17 protein-coding genes are annotated in these 21,450 nt (G+C 59.8%); 15 read left to right on the top strand and 2 right to left on the bottom strand.

Translation table 11 applies throughout. From position 1 onward, the window contains the following. Positions 1 to 168: 168 nt before the first annotated feature. Positions 169 to 951, bottom strand: coding sequence for a GntR family transcriptional regulator (locus tag DW112_RS06795; RefSeq protein ID WP_158551165.1), 783 nt, complete (start codon positions 949 to 951; stop codon positions 169 to 171). Between the two features lie 308 nt (positions 952 to 1,259). Here DW112_RS06795 and DW112_RS06790 point away from each other — a divergent pair, with 308 nt between their 5' ends. The 10 genes from DW112_RS06790 (at position 1,260) to DW112_RS06745 (ending at position 14,214) form a co-directional block, all read left to right on the top strand. Further along, positions 1,260 to 1,694 carry a PTS sugar transporter subunit IIA gene (locus DW112_RS06790; RefSeq protein ID WP_118328616.1) on the top strand — a complete coding sequence of 145 codons (435 nt, stop codon included), beginning with the start codon at positions 1,260 to 1,262 and terminating at the stop codon, positions 1,692 to 1,694. A gap of 79 nt (positions 1,695 to 1,773) precedes the next feature. Then, on the top strand, positions 1,774 to 2,262 hold the full coding sequence (locus DW112_RS06785) for a PTS sugar transporter subunit IIB (RefSeq protein ID WP_089572604.1): 489 nt from the start codon (positions 1,774 to 1,776) through the stop codon (positions 2,260 to 2,262). A 72-nt stretch (positions 2,263 to 2,334) separates the two neighbouring features. Then, entirely contained in the window at positions 2,335 to 3,192 is an 858-nt protein-coding gene (locus DW112_RS06780; protein ID WP_089572605.1) for a PTS sugar transporter subunit IIC, read from the top strand. After that, positions 3,192 to 4,019 (top strand): PTS system mannose/fructose/sorbose family transporter subunit IID, encoded by an 828-nt coding sequence (locus DW112_RS06775; RefSeq protein ID WP_117716197.1) that lies wholly within the window; start codon positions 3,192 to 3,194, stop codon positions 4,017 to 4,019. Before DW112_RS06780 ends, DW112_RS06775 begins: the two co-directional genes overlap by 1 nt. A gap of 195 nt (positions 4,020 to 4,214) precedes the next feature. Beyond that, positions 4,215 to 4,541, top strand: coding sequence for a hypothetical protein (locus tag DW112_RS06770; RefSeq protein WP_117646153.1), 327 nt, complete (start codon positions 4,215 to 4,217; stop codon positions 4,539 to 4,541). Between the two features lie 104 nt (positions 4,542 to 4,645). Next, entirely contained in the window at positions 4,646 to 5,086 is a 441-nt protein-coding gene (locus DW112_RS06765; protein ID WP_158556894.1) for a MarR family winged helix-turn-helix transcriptional regulator, read from the top strand. 544 nt (positions 5,087 to 5,630) lie between these two features. Further along, positions 5,631 to 12,011, top strand: a complete 6,381-nt coding sequence (locus tag DW112_RS06760) for a discoidin domain-containing protein (RefSeq protein ID WP_147351836.1) — start codon at positions 5,631 to 5,633, stop codon at positions 12,009 to 12,011. Positions 12,012 to 12,225: 214 nt separating this feature from the next. Next, positions 12,226 to 12,690, top strand: a complete 465-nt coding sequence (gene purE, locus DW112_RS06755) for a 5-(carboxyamino)imidazole ribonucleotide mutase (protein WP_118094032.1) — start codon at positions 12,226 to 12,228, stop codon at positions 12,688 to 12,690. A 35-nt stretch (positions 12,691 to 12,725) separates the two neighbouring features. After that, positions 12,726 to 13,730 (top strand): class B sortase, encoded by a 1,005-nt coding sequence (locus DW112_RS06750; protein WP_118328613.1) that lies wholly within the window; start codon positions 12,726 to 12,728, stop codon positions 13,728 to 13,730. 64 nt (positions 13,731 to 13,794) lie between these two features. Next, positions 13,795 to 14,214, top strand: a complete 420-nt coding sequence (locus tag DW112_RS06745) for a molybdenum cofactor biosynthesis protein MoaE (protein ID WP_233545880.1) — start codon at positions 13,795 to 13,797, stop codon at positions 14,212 to 14,214. Between the two features lie 90 nt (positions 14,215 to 14,304). Here the strand turns inward: DW112_RS06745 and DW112_RS06740 are convergent, their stop codons facing one another. Then, complete coding sequence (locus DW112_RS06740; protein ID WP_117776583.1) at positions 14,305 to 15,534, bottom strand: putative ABC transporter permease; 1,230 nt, start codon at positions 15,532 to 15,534, stop codon at positions 14,305 to 14,307. 287 nt (positions 15,535 to 15,821) lie between these two features. On the opposite strand from DW112_RS06740, the gene purF reads away from it, so the two are divergent. The 5 genes from purF to DW112_RS06715 all read left to right on the top strand — a co-directional run bounded on the left by purF (position 15,822) and on the right by DW112_RS06715 (position 21,420). Further along, on the top strand, positions 15,822 to 17,492 hold the full coding sequence (gene purF, locus DW112_RS06735; protein ID WP_055251559.1) for an amidophosphoribosyltransferase: 1,671 nt from the start codon (positions 15,822 to 15,824) through the stop codon (positions 17,490 to 17,492). Positions 17,493 to 17,649: 157 nt separating this feature from the next. Then, positions 17,650 to 18,753, top strand: coding sequence for a phosphoribosylformylglycinamidine cyclo-ligase (gene purM, locus DW112_RS06730; protein WP_055251557.1), 1,104 nt, complete (start codon positions 17,650 to 17,652; stop codon positions 18,751 to 18,753). Continuing rightward, positions 18,743 to 19,444, top strand: a complete 702-nt coding sequence (purN, locus tag DW112_RS06725) for a phosphoribosylglycinamide formyltransferase (RefSeq protein ID WP_118328612.1) — start codon at positions 18,743 to 18,745, stop codon at positions 19,442 to 19,444. Before purM ends, purN begins: the two co-directional genes overlap by 11 nt. Positions 19,445 to 19,596: 152 nt before the next feature. Continuing rightward, entirely contained in the window at positions 19,597 to 20,061 is a 465-nt protein-coding gene (locus DW112_RS06720) for a PTS sugar transporter subunit IIA (protein WP_118328611.1), read from the top strand. 135 nt (positions 20,062 to 20,196) lie between these two features. Further along, positions 20,197 to 21,420, top strand: coding sequence for a peptidylprolyl isomerase (locus tag DW112_RS06715; RefSeq protein ID WP_118328610.1), 1,224 nt, complete (start codon positions 20,197 to 20,199; stop codon positions 21,418 to 21,420). Positions 21,421 to 21,450: the final 30 nt, after the last annotated feature.

Here is a 21,450-nt window from a genome sequence, read left to right as displayed (position 1 = left end):
GCTGCAAGCAGAGTCGCTCAGTGGGAAACTCGGCCCCCTCCGCCCCGGCCTGCGGTGACTCGGCTGCACCGTGTGCTGCCGAAGGGGCTTTGCGCGATGACTAGGGCTGAATAGAAAATGAGTGTGGGCGCCGTCGTTCGTTTGAACGACGGCGCCCACGTTTTGGATTTATTGGGCTGTGGCGGTGAAGGTTGTTTTGTCGGCGGCGATGTGCACGTGCAGCTTTGCCTGACCGTCGCAGCTGATGAGCACGCCTACCTCGAACGGGGTTCCCGTCTTGTCGTAGGTCGAACGCACGATGCGCATCGCCGCCTTACCGGTGTTCTGTCCCAAAAGGCGCGCCTCATGCTTGTCGAGGTTGACCGTCTCGTAGACGGCATCGACACTTGCGGGCAGGATGCCGGTCTTTTCCGCGATGTAGGCGTAGAGCGAGCCATCCACGTCTTTGCGTGTGAGCTCGGGGCAAAGTGACACGGGGATATAGACGTAGTTGAGCTCCATGGGTTTGTCGTTGGCGAGACGCAGGCGGCGAATCTCCCAGACGGGTGTCCCTTCGGGCACTTTGAGCCCAGAGGCGATGCCGCGGACGGCCGGTATGCTTGAAAAGGCGAGAATCTGCGAGCTCGGAACCCGTCCCGCTTCGCGCATCCGCGCGCTGAAATTCAGGGCCAGGTCGATGCCGGGTGCTGAGGTTTGGGGTTTGATGAACGTGCCCTGCCCACGTTTGCGCACCACGCGCCCCTCGATGACGAGATCTTGGAAGCAACGGCGCACGGTCGCGCGCGATAACTCTAGCCGCTCACAGATTTCGAGCTCGCGTGGCAGCGGCGTCTTGGTGTCGAACGCCTGGCTGGCGATAAGCAGGGCGATTCGATGTTTAAGTTGGACATAGAGCGGCGTATCACCGCTGCGGTCGAAGGGTTCGGAGGCGAGAAACGAGATCATATCCATGGGGTACCTCCATGTCGTGGGCGTACGTGACATGGTCTGACACTGCGGGGCAAACCGGAGATGTCAGGCCCGATTCTTGCTGGTATGTATGGTGCATAAGGAACATAAAACATTTATCAGGCAATCTACCTGCTATTTTAAAAATAATTAGAAGAAAAAATAATTTAGGCACAAAAATAGTTGCTACCGTTAACCGATGAATAGTTGCCGTTCGCAACTATTTTCTTGTACCGAACATGCCCCAGCGCAACAATAATCTCAGCAAAAAGCAAAGCCGTGCGACACACGGCAGGTCGAGAGGAGACCGCATGCGGTATCTGGTAATGGTCAGTCACGGAACGCTCGCTCCCGGACTGCACAGTGTCCTCAAGATGCTCGGCAATGACGCCCCGAACATCTTGTCGACGAGTCTCGTGGACGGCATGGGCGCTGACGAGTATGTCGAGAACGTCAAGGCGATGCTCGCTCCCGTTACCGCCGATGACGAGGTTGTCCTGCTTGGTGACATCCTGGGCGGATCGCCGCTCACCAATGCCATGAACACGCTGGCCGAGAAGGGCCTGCTCGCCCACACCATTGCCTTCGGCGGCATGAACCTGCCCATGGCTATGACCGCCATGATGGGGCTTGCCACCATGGACCTGGATTCCCTCAGGCAGATGATGCTGCAGGAGGGCAAGAACGGTATGTCCGAGCTCGTTGTCCCGACCGATGACGCCGACGACGAGGACGACGACATCTAGGCAGCGCATCCGCCCAAATTTTTGTGATGGAGCGGGGGTTAAGAGGAAAGACCCCCGGTGATAAAGAAAGGGAGAACGCATGATTTCGTTCATCCGTATTGACGACCGTATGATCCATGGACAGACCGTTACCCGTTGGGCCCTCGAGTATCCCTGCGACGGTCTTATCGCCGTCAACGACGCTGCAGCGTCTAACCCCGTGCTCAAGGAGGCCTACAAGAGTGCCTCGGGCAAGAAGACGTTCGTGTGGACCAAGGAGCACTTCAAGGAGGTCTCCGAGAAGGTTCTCAAGTCCGACACCAAGTACTTCCTGATCACCAAGAACCCGCTCGACATGAAGGAACTTCTCGTCGATTTTGGCTTTAAGCCCGGCATGGACCGCATCATCGTCGGTCCCTGCAACGATCGTCCCGGCACCACCAAGCTCGGCAACAACCAGTCGATCACGCAGGAAGAGGCCCAGGCGCTCGAGGATCTCACCAACGCCGGCTACACGGTCGAGTTCGCCCTTATCAAGGAGAAGTCCATCGGTGAGTGGCCCAAGTTCCGCGGTCAGTTTGGCTTCTAGTTAGGCGCCAACCGCATTTTGGTATCTACAGCCCTTGGTGAAAGGGGCTGAGGAATAAAGAAAGGGGAAAGCATGGCAATCAATGCATTCCAAGCCGCGCTGTTCGGCCTGTTCGCCTGCCTGGCATCACTGCCTGGCATGGGCGGCACGACGATCGGCAACTACACTCTGGGTCGTCCTCTGGTCGCCGGCCTCATCGTCGGCATCATCATGGGCGATATGCAGACGGGCATCCTCGTCGGCGCTGCCATCCAGGTTGTCTACATCGCTCTCGTGACCCCCGGCGGAACCGTCTCCGCCGACGTCCGCGCCGTGTCCTATATCGGCATCCCGCTGGCGATCCTCGCCATCAAGAACTCGGGCATCGATCCCGCCTCCGCTGAGGCTGCCGGCATGGCCGCATCCCTCGGTGCCGCCGTCGGCACGCTCGGCACTGTGCTCTTCTATGGCACCGCCACCATCAACCTGGTGTGGCAGGGCATGGGCTGGAAGTGGCTCGAGAAGGGCGATCTCCACAAGCTCTACCTGGTCAACAACGTTCTGCCTTGGATCGGTCACATCGTCTGCTCGTTCCTCCCGACGTTCATCATCACCATGGGCGGCACCGCCATGGTCGACCTCATGAAGACCTACATGCCCATGGACGGCATCGCGATGAAGACGCTGTTCACCGTCGGCTCGCTGCTGCCTACCGTCGGTATCGCCATCCTGCTCAAGCAGGTCATCTCCAAGCCGACGGACTTCCTCACGTTCTTCTTCGGCTTCACCCTGTCCGCTGTCATGGGATGCAACCTGATTGCCGCCGCCGGCATCGGCTGCTTCTTCGCCCTGATCAACTATGAGATCGCTTCGCTCAAGATCGACCTCGCAAACGCTCCCAAGGCAGCTATCGCCTCGGGCTCCGATGATGAGGAAGAGGAGGACATCTAATGGCAGAGAAGAAGAAACTCTCTAAGAAAACGCTTGCCAAGTCGTTCCGCAACTGGTCCTATGGCAACCTGACTTGCTTCTCGCAGGAGCACATGCAGACCTTCGGTTACCTGTGCGCCATGCTTCCGATCGTCGAGGAGCTCTACGACACGCCCGAGGAGCAGAAGCAGGCCCTCCAGACCTACTCCGCGTTCTTCAACACCGAGCCGCAGATCGGCACCATGATTGTCGGCGTCACCGCCGGCCTCGAGGAGGCTCGCGCAAACGGCGAGGCCATCGACGACGACGCCATCAACGGCATCCGCGCCGGCCTCATGGGCCCGCTCGCCGGCCTTGGCGACTCGCTGATCGTCGGTACCCTGATCCCGATCCTGCTCGGTATCGCCCTCGGTCTCTCGACCGGCGGCTCTCCGCTCGGTGCCATCTTCTATATTGTCGTGTGGAACCTGCTCATGTTCCTTGGCATGCGCTTTGCCTACAACCAGGGCTATGAGCTCGGCGGCAAGGCGGTCGAGGCCCTCGTCGGCCCCAAGGCCAAGGCTCTGCGTGATTCCATCGTGATGGTCGGTACCATGGTCATCGGTGCAGTCGGTGCTACCTGGGTCTCCATCACCTGCAGCCCCAATCTGGTGCTGCCCGGCGGCGGTAAGTTCCAGGACACGCTCGACGGAATCTATCCGCACCTGCTGCCCATGGTCTTCATCATCTTCTGCTGGTACATGATGACCAAGAAGAAGGTCAACCCCATCGTTATGATGCTGATCCTCGTTGTGATCGCATTTGTGGGCGTTCTCATTGGCTTCTTCGACCCGGCACTGAGCTACTAGTCATCATCCCCTGGCCCCCTGTAAGGCCGTGCGGCCTCAACCGCACGGCCTTCTGATTTTGCGCCGCCCTTCAAGGGCAATATGGCCAGCGACCTCCATCGCCTACACGACACCCGCTATATTGCTCTTGAAAGATGACGTATTCGACAAACGATGCACTTGCGCATGATGCACACTTTGCACGAGGAGGACCATATGCACGAGAAACATGGACACGACCTTTCGCGCGACGACTTGATTCGCGAGGCAAAGATGCAGACCGATGCTATTCAGCGGCTCAATGTTTGGCTGCGCCTGGGCTATTCGCTCGTGGCGATTGGCTTTTTGATGGGGATGTGGGGTATGCAGGGCGGCCCCGGCTGGGGTGTCCCCGTGGGCATCGTGTGCCTGGTGGTGGGCACTCCGCTTTCGATCGTGCTTAAGGTCGGCACGACCAACGCCAAAAAGAATGTCGAGCGCATGCTCGAGGCCGCTGGTGTCGACGTTGAGGAGCTTATGCGACGCAAGAAGGACGAGCAATAGACTTCCGCGTTGGGGTATCATAAATAATTGTTGCGAATGTTAACTAATGTACGGCAAATGACGGTTTTATGGCCCTTCTAGGGTTGCAAAGGACAATATCCCCAGTGGATTACGATGACGTCGCTCGAAAACTGATTGTGTACTCACGTTCCCTTGCCAAGGGATCCTTGAGTGCTGCCGGCGGCGCCAGTGTGGGCGAGGCACCGGTTTTACAGTATCTATCGGGTATTGACGGTGATGTCATTCCCTCCGAGATTGCCAAGAAGCTGAAATTCTCCCGTGCGCGCATGTCGCATATCTTGGATTCACTCGAGAGTAAGGGTTACGTTCAGCGCAGGACTGATCCAAACGATCGTCGGCGTGTGCTGGTGAGCATTACCAAGGAAGGCCGTGATTTCGCGGCGAAAAAAAATGCCGAGAGTGTGGCATCGCTCTCGAAACAACTCTCAGCGCTCGGCGAGCACGATGCCCAGGAGCTCGTGCGCATCCTGAATAAAGCTTACAGCCTTACCTATGATGCCGACGACTACCTGGACAATCTATAAGGATAAAGACAGACATTTAGGTGCATCTTGAAATGCACCCGGGACAGTTGTGCCCATCAGCCACCGTCAACATCTCATTCCAAACCAAATCAGCCAACGTACGTCATGGCAATCCCCGGTAGGTTGCAGGATGGCGGCTGAGCCTTTCCCTCGGGAAACTTCGCGAAGCCCAGTTCCCGAGGGAAAGGTATGGTCTGTGTAATACCAGATAAACAGTACATTTTTGCTAGATTGGTATTTGACTGAAGAACCAATTGGTATGGCTTATTAAGCCCACCTTGCCGCTGACGCTCATTTTACTGCCGCTGGTGGACTTCCGAACTTGGTTGCGCAAGTGCTCCCATATATTGATATGACCTAGTAGGTGGCTATCTGGTTACTACCAGTTGGCCCCTTGGTAACGGGTGGCCCCATTGTGCGGAATGTACCGAACATCCCCGTTTGATACGTTTTCCCATGCTGCCGGGGGGGCGTCCTCGGCACCTCAGCATCTCGGAAGAAAGGAGACCAGGTGCGCAGGAATTCCATTTTTACGAAACGGTGGGTGAAGGGAAGCGCGGTCCTCGTTGCCACTGCAGCGACGCTCGTGTTTGCCAATCCCCAGCAGGCGATTGCCACGCCACTCAAGGGCGTCGACTCGGCGACCGTGTCCCAGTCTGCCTCGAATGTCGTCGACATCGATTTCGTTGACGGCATCAAGGGCCGTATTACGTTCCTCGAGGACGGTATTTTCCGTTATAACGTCGACCCCAAGGGTGAGTTTTCCGAGTACGCCACGCCGCGCAGTAAGTCCCACACGGCTAAGATCCAGGCTCAGCCCGATACCTCGGACACCTACAGCAAGCCGAGTGCGACGGTTGCCGACAAGGGCGACACTATCGAGATCACCGGCGGAAAGGCGACCGTGATCCTGGACAAGGCGACTGGCAAGATGAGTATCAAGTCAGGCGACCGTGTCGTGGTTTCCGAGTCCGCGTCCCTCGACCTTGATAAGAAGGGTACCGTCCAGACGCTCGCCAAGGAGAAGTCCGAGAACTTCTTTGGCGGCGGCACCCAGAACGGACGCTTCCTGCACACCAACCAGACCATCGCCATCTCCAACACGAACAACTGGACCGATGGCGGCGTTGCCTCGCCCAACCCGTTTTATTGGACGAGTGACGGCTACGGCGTGCTCCGAAACACGTTTGCAGAGGGTTCCTACGACTTCGGTTCCACGGACTCATCGACGGTCACGACTTTGCACAGCGAGAATGAGTTTGATGCCTACTACTTCGTGGCGACCAACGAGGGAGCTTCGAACGTGGCAACTGAGATGCTGCAGGACTACTACAAGGTGACCGGTAACCCGGTACTGCTGCCCGAGTACGGGTTCTACCTTGGTCATCTTAATGCCTATAACCGTGATGGCTGGTCAACGACCTCGGGTCAAAAGAAGTGGGAGACCAAGGGCAGCAAGTCCTCGAGCGAGAAGGGCGACGTTAAGTACGAGTCTGGCATGTCGACGGGCTACAAGCTCGACGGCACACTTGCGGCCGAGACGCTCAACGGTGAGGGCCCTACGGTTGATACCGAGAACATGAAAGCGACCGATTTCGACCGCCAGTTCTCTGCTCGGCAGGTTATCGATGACTACGAGGACAGCGACATGCCGCTCGGCTGGTTCCTGCCGAACGACGGCTACGGCGCCGGCTATGGCCAGAACGGTTACTACAAGACCGGCGGCGTCAACTCCGACGGAGCGAGCTCGGCCGACCGTCTTAACGCTGTGCGTGCCAACGTCGACAACCTTAAGAAGTTCACCGAGTATGCCAACTCAAAGGGTGTGAGCACGGGCTTGTGGACCCAGTCCAACCTTGAGCCCGACAGCAACCCTGAGACCCCGTGGCATCTGCTTCGCGACTTCGACGCCGAGGTCAAGACGGGAGGCATCACTACCCTTAAGACCGACGTTGCCTGGGTTGGATCTGGCTACTCCTTTGGTCTTAATGGCATCAAGACAGCTTATGACACGGTGACGACCGGCGCTAACAAGCGCCCCAACATCATCACGCTCGATGGTTGGGCCGGCACGCAGCGCTTTGGTGGCATTTGGACCGGCGACCAGTATGGCGGTAACTGGGAGTACATTCGCTTCCATATCCCCACGTATATCGGTCAGAGTCTTTCGGGCAACCCCAACATCGGCTCCGACATGGACGGCATCTTTGGCGGCGACCCCATCATCTCTGCGCGTGACTACCAGTGGAAGACGTTCACGCCCTCTATGCTCGACATGGACGGTTGGGGCACCTACCGTAAATCGCCCATGACGCACGGCGATCCCTACACAGGCATCTCGCGCTTCTATCTCAAGCTCAAGGCGCAGCTCATGCCCTATATCTACACGAGCGCGGCCTCGGCGGCCAACATCGACACGGGTAACGGCGATGCCGGCCTGCCCATGATCCGCGCCATGCTGCTTTCTGACAACTCCGAGTACGCCGCAAGCACTTCGACGCAGTACCAGTATATGTTCGGTGAGAACTTCCTAGTGGCACCGGTGTATCAGGATACCCAGGCAGATGAGAACGGCAACGACATTCGCAATGGGATCTACCTCCCCAACTACGGCACCGACGAGAATCCCACCATCTGGATCGATTACTTCTCGGGTAAGCAGTATCGCGGCGGCCAGGTTCTCAACAACTACGAGGCTCCGCTTTGGAAGCTGCCGCTGTTTGTGAAGGCCAACGCTATCGTGCCGATGTACGCCGAGAACAACAACCCCGAGGCAGTGAGCGACACCAACACCAAGGGTACCGACCGCAGTCAGCGTATCGTCGAGTTCTTCGCCACCGAGGGCGACGGCACCTTTACGCAGTACGAGGACGACGGCTCCTCCATCGAAAACAACACGACTGAGGACGATTCCTACGGCACGATCGACAATATCTCCTACGGTGAGCATGTGAGCACCGTCTACAGCTCCAAGGCCGCAGGCGGCACCGCGACCTTTACCGCCGAGGCCTCGCAGGGCGGCTACAACGGCTACGACTCCAACCGCACCACGACCTTCGTGGCCAATGTGTCCGCCAAGCCCACGAGCGTCGTCGCCAAGAACGGCGGATCCGCACTCAACGTGGTTGAGGTCAACTCGCAGGAGACCTTTGACGCCGCGACCCCCGAGGCCGGCCAGGCGGTCTACTTCTACAGCAAGACCCCCAACCTCAACCACTACGGCAGCGATGCGGACGGCACCGAGGCCGAGCAGGGCGAGAGCTTCAACAACACCAAGATCACCACGAACCCCAAGGTCTACGTCAAGTTCGCGAAGACCGATGTTGCTGCAGCGGCGCAGACGCTTGAGCTGGGCGGTTTCGTGAACGCCGACGCAACGCTCACAGCCGATCGCCTCAACGAGAACCTCTCCGCACCCACGAACCTTGCTGCCCCCGAGGACGTCACGACCCCAACGAGCATCAAGCTCACCTGGGGAAAGGTCGATGGTGCTACCTCCTACGACCTTAAGGTCGACGGCACTGTGTTTGCCGTGGGTGATGCGGCCGAGTTCACGCACACCGACCTCGCCTACAATAGCAAGCACACCTACCAGATTCGTTCGCGCAACGCCGAGGGTTACTCCGCCTGGAGCGATGTGCTCGAGGCGAACTCCGCACTCGATCCGTGGCGGAACGTCCCCGACGCCGAGCAAATCACCTGGGAGGGCTCACTTTACGGCAGCCATAAGGCCGAGCTCGCCTTCGACCATGAGTTCCAGTCGGGCGACGGCGGTTTCCACTCCGGTGGCAACGATCTGGGCAAGGCGCTTACCGTTGACTATGGACGCGCTTACAAGCTCGATAAGCTCGAGTACTATCCGCGCGATGACGCCGGCAACGGCACTGTGACCAAGATGCGTGTTGAGACGAGTCTCGATGGCGTCCACTGGACGAGCCAGGAGGTCGATTGGGCACGTTCCGCTGATTGTAAGACGGTAGCGTTTGACGGCACCGTGGCCGCCCGTTACGTGCGCATGACACCGCTCGCCTCGGTCGGCAATTTCTTCTCCGCGTCCGAGATTGCCATCTACAAGACCGACGGCACGGATGGCTTCGCCGTGGGCTCCAACCTCAACAAGGCCACGATCTCCGACGGAGACTACTCCAACATGAAGAACTACCTGGGCCTCGAGAATCGCGAGCCCGATACCCCGACGTTCGGTTCGCAGATCCGCGACCACTTCGCCGACCTCAACGATAACGGCGTTTACGACGTCTACGATTACTCGTTCACCATGGCGGGTCTTGACGGCGGCACTAAACAAAAGGGCAAGGTCGCAGGTTCGCTCGCGGTGATTCCGAGCAAGACCGAGGTCGAGGCCGGTGATGAGATCACCGTTGATGTCTATGCGGCCGACGCCAAGAACGTCAACGCCCTGGGCGCTCTCGTCAACTTCAAGAGCGACCAGTTCGAGTTTGTGTCCGAGAGCATCGCGCAGGACGGCTCGACTGCCGGCATGGAGAACCTGTCTCGCGAGAAGGTCCAGTTCGCGGACAGAACGCAGACTATCAATCTCGCCTTTGCCAACCGCGGCGATGGCAAGCTCTACAACGGTACCGGCGCGGTGGCGAGTTTCAAGCTCAAGGCCAAGACCGCCGGCAAGGTCGAACTGCCCTCGACATCTTGGCTCATCGGTCCGGCATGCGACGCACTTGAGTTTGCGAGCGACGGCACGGTGACGATGCCGGATGTTCCTCAGCCAACGGTCGCCGAGTACGGTCAGGATGCCTTCAACATCACGATGACCAACGATGAGCTCACGACCGACGACGGGACCAACGTCGAGAAACTTATCCAGCAGAAGAGCTATAACGCGCTGTTCGATAATAACGAGGGCGACAACGGCTTTGAGTTCCTATGGAACTGGAGCGGCAACTGGGACAGCGAGGGTAAGCTTCCGAGTTACGTGAAGCTTCCCACCACGATGACATTCGCATTTAAGACGCCGTCGAAACTCGATAGTGTCGAGGTCGTTAACCGCAACGGTGGCAACGGAACCGTGCAGAAGATCAAGGCTGTCGTGACGTTCGAGGATGGCTCGACCCAAGAGTTCGCGGGCGGGGAGTACGATTCCTTCCGGGCTCGCTACGCCTTTGGCCTCTCTGCCGAGAACAAGGGCAAGAAGGCGACCAAGGTCGAGGTCACGCCGCTTGAGGCATCGGGTGACCAGATGCTCACACTGCGTGAGGTCAACTTCAACTACACGCAGGGTGTCGAGGCCATCGAGGGTGTCGAGCTAGGCAAGAACCAGACCGAGTTCTTTGAAGGCGACGTTACGCTCGTCGACGCCAAGGCCACGCCTGAGAGCGCCGGCTACCCCTATGTGACGGTCGAGAGCTCCGACCCCTCTGTGGTAAGCGTCTCCGCTGTTCAGGCTGGCGATAGCGTGAGCTACTACCTGCGTGCCAACAAGGCCGGCAAGGCAAAGATCACGGTGGCGTCGTTACTCGACCCCTCCAAGACCGCATCCTATGAGGTCGAGGTCAAGGCTGGTGTCGATACCTCTGCGCTCGTGGCAGCGCTTTCCAAGGCCGCGGGCTACAGCGAGTCCGTCTACACTAAGGATTCCTATGCAGCTCTCACCACTGCGGTCGAGGCGGCTCAGAAGCTCCTCGACGGCGGCCAAGGCAGCTATAGCAAGAAGGATGTCGCAGACGCCACAGCCAAGATCGAGAAGGCAATCGACGGCCTCAAGATGCGCCCTGTCGATGAGAAGATTCTTATCAACACGCCCGAGAACCGCAAGAACGTCAAGGTGGCCGGCTTCTCGAGTGAGGCCGACTACGAGGGCAGCAACGCCGTCAACGCTCTCGACGGCGACGAGCGGACGCTTTGGCACAGCGACTGGGCCCATGGGACCGGTATGCCCCAGTATCTGAGTGTCGACCTGGGCCGCGACTACGATCTCACCGACGTTACATTCCTGCCGCGCCAGGACGGCGGCACTAACGGCGATATCTTCGAGGCCGAGATACTGGTCTCCGACACTGCCGACGGTTATGAGATGGGCACCGCCGTGTCGATGGGTACGTTTGCCTTCGACAACGACGGCCACGTACTCACCGACCGTGGCGACTGGAAACAGATGAGCTTTGGCGCCGCGCGCGGTCGCTACGTGACCGTCAAGGTGATTCACGCCGGCGGTGGCGACGTCGATGCCTACTGCAGCGTGGCGGAGCTCAAGTTCTACGGTACGGCCGTTCCCGATCCGGTGGCGAAGGATGATCTCGCTACCGCGATCGAAAAGGTTGCTGCCGAGGTTGCTGCCGGCGACCTCAAGGCCGGTGACTACACCGAGGCCTCCTGGACGGCGCTCGAGAACGCCCTGGCGAGCGCCCGCGCCATCTTGAGCGACGAGAACGCCACGCAGGACGAGGTCGACCAGGCGCTCAGGGCGCTCGAGAGCGCCCGCGGCGCGCTCGAGAAGACCCCGGTGGCCCCGGTCGAGAATCCGACTAAGAAGCAGCTCAAGGCCCTGGTCAAGCAGGCGAAGGAGACTGACACCAGGGGCAAGACGGCCGAGTCTGTCAAGGCCCTGACGGATGCCATTACCTACGCCGAGGACGTCTTGGGTGATGAGAATGCTTCCGACACCCAGCTCCAGGCGGCCTATGACCAGCTCAAGCTGGCTATTGAGAGCCTCAAGGATGCCGATTCCGGCAATCAGGGCGGCTCGGGCAACCAGGGTTCCGGCAATGGCTCGAACGGCGGCAACCAGGCGGGCAAGCCCGCAGGCGACAAGGCCCAGGGCAGCAAGAAGAACGGTTCGGCGATTCCCAATACCGGAGACCAGACGGCGGCGACCGTCGCGACCGTCGGTGGTCTTGGCGCCATCATCGCCGCGATCGGCGCTTTCTTCCATCGTCGCAGCAAGGCTAAGTAGCCCCAGCAACAGCTAAGCAAGCGTGCCCGCCGTCCCACCCAAGGACGGTGGGCACGCTTTTTGAATGTGGGCGGAAAGCTCCGACCCTTCGGCCTTAATCTCGCAAAGCGTTCCGTCTCCCGCCGAACACATCAGCATCGGCAGCTATACTACTCTCAGTAGTTAAGGGTCGCGGATCCGCCGCGTCACCGCTCTCAACAGGAGGTCTTTGTTTATGGCAGATCAAAAGCCGGTTGTCGGGATCATCATGGGTTCCAAGTCCGATCTGGGCGTTATGGAAGGTTGCACCGCCGAGCTCGAGGCGCTGGGCGTGCCCTATGAGCTTGTCATTGCGAGCGCACACCGCACACCGGCGAAGGTCCACGAGTGGGCTTCGACTGCCGCCGATCGCGGTATCAAAGTGATTATCGCCGCCGCCGGCAAGGCCGCTCACCTGGGTGGTGTCGTGGCCGCCTTTACACCGCTGCCGGTTATCGGCGTACCTATGAAGACGAGTGACCTGGGCGGTATGGATTCGCTGCTGTCGATGGTGCAGATGCCTTCGGGCGTGCCCGTGGCCTGCGTTGCCATCAACGGCGCCAAGAATGCCGCCATCTATGCCACTCAGATTCTGGGTGCTTGCGACCCCGAGTACCGCAGGGTTATCGAGAAGATGAAGCAGGAGATGGCCGACGCCTAGGCGTTCCGCCGTTTCACCGCAGTATAAGGAGAGCCATGTCCGACTATCAGGGAAAACGATTCAAGGCTTCCCAGATTCCCGATCCGTCGAAGCCGGGTACTGCCCATGCGGCGCAGCAAGGTCGGACATCCTCTCCTCAGCAGCCGCGCGCGCCGCGTTCCGTAACGCCGACGTCCCATCGCCGCCAGGATACGCCGGCTGCGTATCGCCCTTCATCATATGGCACGGCAAAGAAGCAGGCTCAGACGACGAGGCAGCTGAGTGACGCGCCGTCCAACTATGCCGAGCAGCCGCGTAAGAAACGCCGATCCATCATTCCCATCTTGCTCATCATCGTGGGCATCGGCCTGATTGTCGCCGCCGCCGCTATCTTTATTAATGCCCAGATTGGCTATAAGCAGGCGAGCGATTCGTATCAGAAAATCGAGAAGCAATATGTAAGCGATAAGGACGCCAGTGGCGTGCCGATTATCGACTTTGATGCGCTTGCTCAGACGAACCCCGAGATTGTGGGTTGGATTTACGTGCCGGGAACCAACATCAACTATCCCGTGGTACAGACCAACAACAACTCCAAATACCTCAACACGCTGTTTGACGGTACATCTAACGCGTCCGGTGCCATCTTCTTGGATAGTGATGACACCGCGCCGGGAATGGTCGACCAGCAGACCACGATTTACGGCCACCATATGAACGACGGATCGATGTTCAACGTGATTTCGGACACCACTGATCAGGCGACGTTCGATAGCATCGAGTTTGTGTATTACATCACACGGGATGCTACGTATAAGCTGCGACCACTGGCGACCAAAGTTGTCGAGGACACGTATGCCAAGGCGCGCACGCCCAATTTTGAGGGCGATGACGGGCTCAAGAACTACCTGTCCGAGATGCTCGACGGTGCCTCTGCCGTGGCGAGTGATGCCACCGATCGTGCCGCTTCGGCAACCAAGGTTGTAACGCTCGTGACCTGTCGTTCGCTGTCGCTGAGCAACACACGCGCCGTCATGGTGCTCACGCCGGTCGAGGAATAAGTTGTTCGAGAGTAGCTAAAAAGGCCCCGTCCCAAATTGGCTACTCGACGACGGTAAGGGAGAAATGATGCTCGAGAGTGGCAAATTGATGCCTTCGATTGATGCTTGGCTGCGCGAGGCCAAGGCCGATGCTTCGGCGGCAGGCTGTGGGATGTATCTGACGCATAACGGTGTGGTGCGCGCGACGCCCAAGGCTGAGGTGCGCGGAGTCGAGACCGATGGCGTGGCGCCAGGCCACAGGGTGGGCGGCATGGTCTTTGACTACGACGCCGAAAAGGTACGGTCTGCTATCGAGGCTACGCGCGCGATGCCGGGTATCGGCTATGTGCGCGTGTGGCTGGCAAGCGGCGAGCTTACCGTAGGTGACGACATCATGCTCGTGCTTATCGGCGGGGACATTCGCCCACACGTGGTCGATGCACTGCAGGCGCTCGTTGGCACCATCAAGAACGAATGCGTGAGTGAGGTCGAGCGCGAGGCATAGAGGATTGCGTCGATAGAAGGATCGTTTATAAAAATGCCCACCGGTACGTGTGATACCGGCGGGCATTTTGCGTTTTGGGCGCGGTGAGCGCTATACGCGCGTCGCATCCTTGGGGCTCATGGTCATGCTCTGGAAGCGGTTTTCCATGTACTCGTTATCGAAGTGCTCTCCGTAGAACTGTGCGACGGGAATGTCCGGCTCCGTGCCGTTAACGCGCTGGTACCAGTAGTCGAGCGACTGCAGCGTCATGACACCGTCGACCAGCATGATAACGGTAAAGATGACGGTGGCCGAGTAGCGGCTCTTCCAGGGGATCTTGTTGATAAGCTTAAGCAGCCTCGGCAGCAGCAGCTTGATCCAGATGAGGCCGCCCAGGCCCCACAGGCAGGCGAAGCCCGTGCAGGTGCGTCCGCCCGTGAGGACCACGAGCGGATCGGGCAAACCGAACAGCGTTATGTGCGAGTAGCTCCACGAGACCACGCCAAACGCGGTCTGCATAAACCAGCCCACGAACACCTCAAAGCTGGCGCCGAGCAGGGCGCTCACCAGGAAAATGATGATGGGGTTCTTTTTGTAGAAGCGGTTAAGCACCATGGTCATGAGCACGGCGCCAAATCCGTAGATGGGGCTGAAGGGGCCAAACAGCATGCCGGCGCGGTTCTGGTAGACGCCCGGGTCGTCGACCGTCATGTGCCAGATGTCCTCGGCGATCAGGCCGAGCACGCAGCAGACAAAGAATACCCAGAACAGGTTGAAGTAGTTGAGCTTGATGTAGCCCTCGCCGGTTTCATCGCGGCCGAGCATGCCCTCGGCGGCGGCGTCGCGGTCGAGCATCTCCTGCAGGCGGCGCTGCAGTTCGCGCTCCTGACGCAGCGTGGGGTCGACGGTTGCCGAAAGTGCAACAAGGATGCCGAGCTGGATCGCGGGACGCAGCAGGAAGGGCCCGATGCCCTGGAGCATCACGTCGACCAAAAGCTCGACGACGGTGAATGCAATAAGGATGTAGGACAGGCGGGCGGCGTTGCGGCGCTGGTTTTTGATAAGGTCCAGGCCAAAGATGATTAGGATGACGGCACTTGCCGCAGAGAGCATGATGCCGGCGACGATAAGGCCGACTGCGACGAGCGTGTTGTCGCCGAGCTTTTCGGTGGCGTTGCCGTTAACAAGTGCCGTGATGACCTGCCACATAAAGGCAGCGACCGACGGGAGCGTGCCCACGCCGGAAAGGATGCACAGGACGGCGTACACCTTAATGATGAGGGGAATCTTCTTGACCTCTGTGGCGCTGGGGACGCTGGGGTCGAGTTCGTTTCGATCCATACAGAACCTTTCTCGCTTTGTTGTAGGTTATAAGGATACGCCGCCGACCTGCCAAAAGACAGGACGAACGTCCCAATTGCAACTTTGTAATCCCCAACGGTGGACGCGGCGGCCATCTGGGGGGCGCGGGCGCTTGCACTGGACAGACCGATAAAATGTTTGGCAACAAAACTGATTATTAGCTCGGTGGGCTTTTAAAAAGCGCTGCTCATGCGCTGGGGAGCACGTCGCGCCGTGCGTATAATAAGGCGGGTAACGCCAAAAATACGAGGCTCTGAGGGGATACCATGTCTCAAGAAACCATCCGCGCGGCCGAGCGTGCCGCGGGACAGGTGAACACCATGTCGACGTATGATCCGGACTCCGACCAGCTGCATGAGGAATGCGGCATTTTTGGTGTGTGGGCACCCGATCGCGATGTGGCTCGACTGACGTACTTTGGTCTGCGCGCGCTGCAGCATCGCGGCCAGGAATCGGCGGGAATCGCCGTGGGCGACGGCGGCACGGTTATGGTTCGCAAAGACCTGGGACTGCTCGATCGCGTGTTCTCCAACGCCGACCTGTCGACGCTCTCCGGCCAGCTGGCCGTGGGCCACGTGCGCTATGGCACCGCCGGCGCCAAGAGCTGGGAAGCCTCGCAGCCGCATCTTTCCACCATCAACAGCGTCATTATCGCGCTTGCTCACAACGGCACCCTCGTCAACACCGACGAGCTGCGCCGTCAGCTGATCGAGCTGGGCGTGCCGTTCCTCTCCAATTCGGATTCCGAGGTCGCGACCAAACTCATCGGCTACTTTACCCAGCGTACAGGCCATCTGCGCGAGGGCATTCGCAAGACCATGGAGCTCGTGCGCGGCGGCTACGCCATGACGCTCATCAACGAGCAGGCGCTCTACGCATTCCGCGATCCACACGGCATTCGCCCGCTCGTGCTGGGCAAGCTGGTGGACGAGGGTCTGGACCAGGCCGATGCCGCAGCCGTTTCGCAGCTGCCGTCGCAGGACGGCGCCGCAACGGTCGACTCCGCCGTCCGTGTCACGCGCGCCGGCGGCTGGGTCGTTGCTTCCGAGACCTGCGCACTCGACATCGTGGGTGCCGAGTATGTCCGTGACGTCCGTCCCGGCGAGATCTTGCGCATCAGCGCCGAGGGTCTGGTATCCGAGCAGGGCGTGCCTGCGGCCGAAGAGCCCGCCAACTGCATCTTTGAGCAGGTCTACTTTGCCCGCCCCGACTCCATCATGAACGGCAAGAGCGTCTATGCCTGCCGTTACGACATGGGTCGTCAGCTGGCACATGAGGAGCCTGTCGAGGCCGACCTGGTCATCGGCGTGCCCGACTCCGGCCTGCCGCCCGCGGAGGGGTATTCGCACGAGAGCGGTATTCCCTTTGGCGAGGGCCTTATCAAGAACCGCTACGTGGGCCGTACGTTTATCGAGCCTACGCAGGAGTTGCGTGCCATGGGCGTGCGTATGAAACTCAACCCGCTGCGCGACAACATCGAGGGCAAGCGCCTGGTCGTCATCGACGACTCCATCGTGCGCGGCACCACCATGGTGCAGCTCGTCAAGATGCTGCGCAACGCCGGCGCCAAGGAGATTCACATCCGCATCAACTCGCCCGAGGTCATTTGGCCGTGCTTCTACGGTATCGATACCGACGTGCAGTCGCAGCTTATCAGCGCCAACAAGACGGTCGACGAGATTTGCGAGTATATCGGCGCCGATTCGTTGGCCTTCCTTTCGGTCGAGGGCCTGCTTAAGGTCATGCCCAAGGGCGGCTACTGCGACGCGTGCTTTACCGGCCGCTATCCCGTGGCGATTCCCGAGAGCTTTGGCCGCGACAAGTTTATGGAGGGCTTTAAGCCCCGCAACCTGGACAAGCCGCTGTACTTTGACGACGACGCCGTGGTCGAGAAATACGACGACCGCAGCTGGGAAGAGGAGCACGGCGAGGCCTAAAACCTGCCATATGGGGACAGGTATATTTTGGTAGGTTTTACCTGCTGTTTTGTTGATATGACGGCGGGTGCTGTTATGGCACACGCCGAAATGAACGCAATTATGAGCACCGTTTGGCGCCCGCGCGGCGCGACGGTAGTGGGAGAGGAAGGCTCAGATGAGCGACAGCAAGCATGTGACGTACGAGGACGCCGGCGTCGATACCGCCGAGGGCGGCCGCGCCGTCGACGCGATTAAGCAAATGGTCAAGGACACCAATCGCCCCGAGGTTATCGGCGGCATCGGTGGCTTTGGTGGCCTGTTCTCGGCCGCCGCGCTTAAGGATATGGAAGACCCGATCCTGATCAGCGGTACCGACGGCGTGGGCACCAAGCTCGTGCTCGCCCAGATCATGGACCGTCACGAGACGGTGGGCCAGGACCTGGTCGCTATGTGCGTCAACGATATTCTGGCTTCGGGCGCCGAGCCGCTGTTCTTCCTGGACTACGTTGCCATCGGTCACATCGAGGCCGAGCACATGGCAAAGATCATCAAGGGCGTGGCCGACGGCTGCAAGCTCGCGGGCTGCGCGCTCGTGGGCGGCGAGATGGCCGAGCACCCGGGCGTTATGGCTCCGGCCGACTACGACCTCGCCGGCTTTACCGTGGGCGTCGTCGATCGTCCCAAGATGCTCGACCCCGCGAACGTCCGCCCCGGCGACGTGATCCTGGGCCTGCCTTCCACCGGCGTGCACTCCAACGGCTACTCGCTCGTGCGCAAGGTCATCGGCGTCGACGGCATCAAGCCGGGCACGCCCGAGGCCGCCGCTAAGGCCGAGGAGCTGAGCCGTCCGCTCGAGGAGCTCGGCGGCGCTTCGCTGGCTGACGCCCTGCTGGCTCCCACGCGCATTTATGTGAAGCCGATTCTTGAGCTGCTGCGCGGCGGCGCCAACGTGCATGCTATCGCCCACATCACCGGCGGCGGTATTACCGAGAACCTCAACCGCGCGCTCGCCGACGACGTTGACGCCGTGGTCACCCGCAACGGCGCCGAGATGGGTTGGGACGTTCCGCCCGTTATTACTTACGTGTCGCGTCAGGCCGAGCTCGCGCCCAACGAGGCATGCAAGACCTTCAACATGGGCGTCGGCCTGTGCCTGATCGTCGCCCCCGAGGACGAGGCCGCCGTGACCGAGGCACTGGTCGCGCTGGGCGAGAAGCCGTTCCGCGTGGGCGAGTGCGTCGAGGGTTCCGGTAAGGTCGTGTACTCCGATGAGCGCTAACGAGCAGATGGCTGCTGCCGAGGGCCTGGGCTTTGTGCCCTACACCCGTCCGACCGGCACCGATACGGCCGAGCCGCTTAAGATTGGCGTGCTTATCAGCGGCTCCGGCACCAATCTGCAAGCGCTGATCGATCTGATTGCCGCCGGCAAGCTCAATGCTTCGATTGAGCTTGTGGTGTCGAGCCGTCCTTCGGCTAAGGGTTTGCAGCGCGCTGAGCGCGCGGGCATCCAGACGCTCACGCTGTCCAAGGATGTCTATGCCGACCCCATCGCCGCCGACGAGATCATCGCGCACGAGCTTCTCGAGCGCGGCTGCGAGTATGTGGTCATGGCCGGCTACATGCGCATGGTGCACACACCGCTGCTGGCGGCGTTTCCCAACCGCGTGGTCAACTTGCATCCGGCGCTGCTGCCGAGCTTTACCGGTGCGCATGCGATTGACGATGCCTTTGCGCGTGGCGTCAAGGTGACCGGCGTGACCGTGCATTTTGCCAACGAGGTCTACGACAACGGCCCCATCATCGCTCAGCGTGCGCTGGCTGTTGAGGAGGGCTGGGATGTCGATACGCTCGAGGAGCACATCCACGCGATTGAGCACGTGCTGTATCCCGAGGTCGTGCAAATGCTCGCTGACGGCCGCGTCCACGTGCTGGAGAGCGGCAAGGTCGCAATTGACGCGCCTCGCGGCTAGCGGCGCACAGTACAATTTAGCCGAGTAGTCAGGGTGGTCATTGGCGCCAAGGCGCGCGTGGCCACCTTTTGTTTTGGGTAGTCACCCGCGACGTTCTTGAATGACTAGTCGTTTAAGAACGTCGCAGGTGACTAGGTGAGAGAGGTGAGCGCATGGCGGATAACGAAGCGCTGTTTACGCCTGAGCTGGTGTTTTTTGATTGGGAGTGTGCGATGCCGGGTGAGGTGTTTGCGCAGCTCGAGAGTGAGCTTGCTCCGCGCGGCTACATTGCCGACGGTTGGCTCGACGCCGTTCGCACGCGCGAGGATGCCTATCCCACGGGTCTTGCCATGCCGGCGGCAAACATTGCCATTCCGCATACCGATCCGGGGTTTGTGGCCAAGCCCTATATTGCGGTGGTGAAGCCCGCCGCGCCCGTGACATTTAACGCTATGGCTGGCATGGGCGCTCCGGTGCCGGCGCAGATCGTCATCAATCTGGGCATCGCCGAGCCGGGCGGCCAGGTCGAGGCCCTGCAGGCGCTCATGAACATCTTTATGGACGCCGATGCCGCAGCCGACGTGCTCGGCCAGACCACGCCGCAGGGCATGGCCGACGCTATCCGCCGTCACTTCTAAGGTGCCGGCTGCCAGAGCTGTCCCCTTTGCACCAAAATGGTGCAGATTAACCTGTCCCCAATGCACCAAGCGTGCCGCGGGGGCTGCGTTGTGACACAATGGCGTTTGTTCGATTCGTTATGCGAAAGGCCAAACATGGCAAATAAGAAAAAGAACCCCGAGGCCGCGCCGACGCCCGAGCAACAGGCTCGCGCCGCCTCCAGCTCTCGTAAGAAGCAGCGCAAGACCTATGTGTCCAAGACCGTCAAGATTATCCTAGTGGTCATCGGCGTACTAGCGATGCTGCTTTCCGTCTCGGCCATGGCGTGCTCCGGCCTGATGTCGCAGACCGAAAGCGCCAGCTCGGGCTATAAGCTCACTGGCGGCGTGGCTGCTACCATCAATGGCACCAACCTCACCGAGGACACCGTGACCAAGCAGATCATGAGCATGCGCACGTCCTACGGCTACACCAAGGACAAAGACTGGGCGCAGTACCTGGTCGACAACGACCTCACGCCCAAGAAGTATCGCAAGCAGCTCATCGACTCCTACACGCAGCAGATTCTGCTTCAGCAAGCGCAGAAGGAAAACGGCGTGACCGTCTCGGACGAGGAGGTCGAGAAGGCCTGGAAGGACGCCTGCAAGAGCGCCGGCGGCGCCAAGGCCTTTAAGAAGACGCTTAAGACCTACGGCTACACCGAGGACACCTACAAGGACTCGCTCAAGGAGAGCCTGGCGCAGCAAAAGCTCAAGGATGCGGTAGCGCCCACAAGCAAGCCCAAGGACAGCGAGATTGTCGATTACATCAACGAGAACCTGTCCAACTACAATGACGCCCGCCGTTCGTCGAATATTCTGATCAAGGTCGATTCCGACGCTTCCGATGAGGACAAGGCCGCCGCCAAGGCCAAGGCGCAGGAGTGCCTGGACAAGATCAACTCCGGCGAGCTGAGCTTTGAGGACGCCGTAAAGCAGTACTCCGACGATACCGGCTCCAAGGATAAGAAGGGCGATGTGGGCTGGGACAAGCTCACCACCTTCGTCGACAGCTACCAGGCGGCGCTCGAGGGGCTCAACAAGGGCGATGTGAGCGACGTCGTCGAGTCGACCTATGGTTACCACATCATCAAGTGCACCGACTACTTCCATGTCGATAATCAGGTCGATGACATTAAGCAGGTACCCAAGGACATCAAGAAGTACGTCTCCAACGTGGTGAAGACGCAGACGGCAAGCACCGCGTACAGCGAGTGGCTGGAGCAGTACAAGAAGGACGCCGACATCACCGTTAACCCCATGCCTAAGGACGTGCCCTATAACGTGAGCCTGAAGGGCGTCACCAAGAGTTCGACCGACGACGCGTCGACGACTGAGTAATCATGGGGCGGCGCCCGCGTGAGTGCCGCC

The sequence above is a fragment of the Collinsella sp. AM09-41 genome, assembly GCF_003473245.1.
In the GTDB taxonomy this organism is placed as follows: Bacteria; Actinomycetota; Coriobacteriia; order Coriobacteriales; family Coriobacteriaceae; genus Collinsella.
Note: the sequence above shows the minus strand (reverse complement) of the source record. Positions and strands in the feature narration are given on the sequence as shown.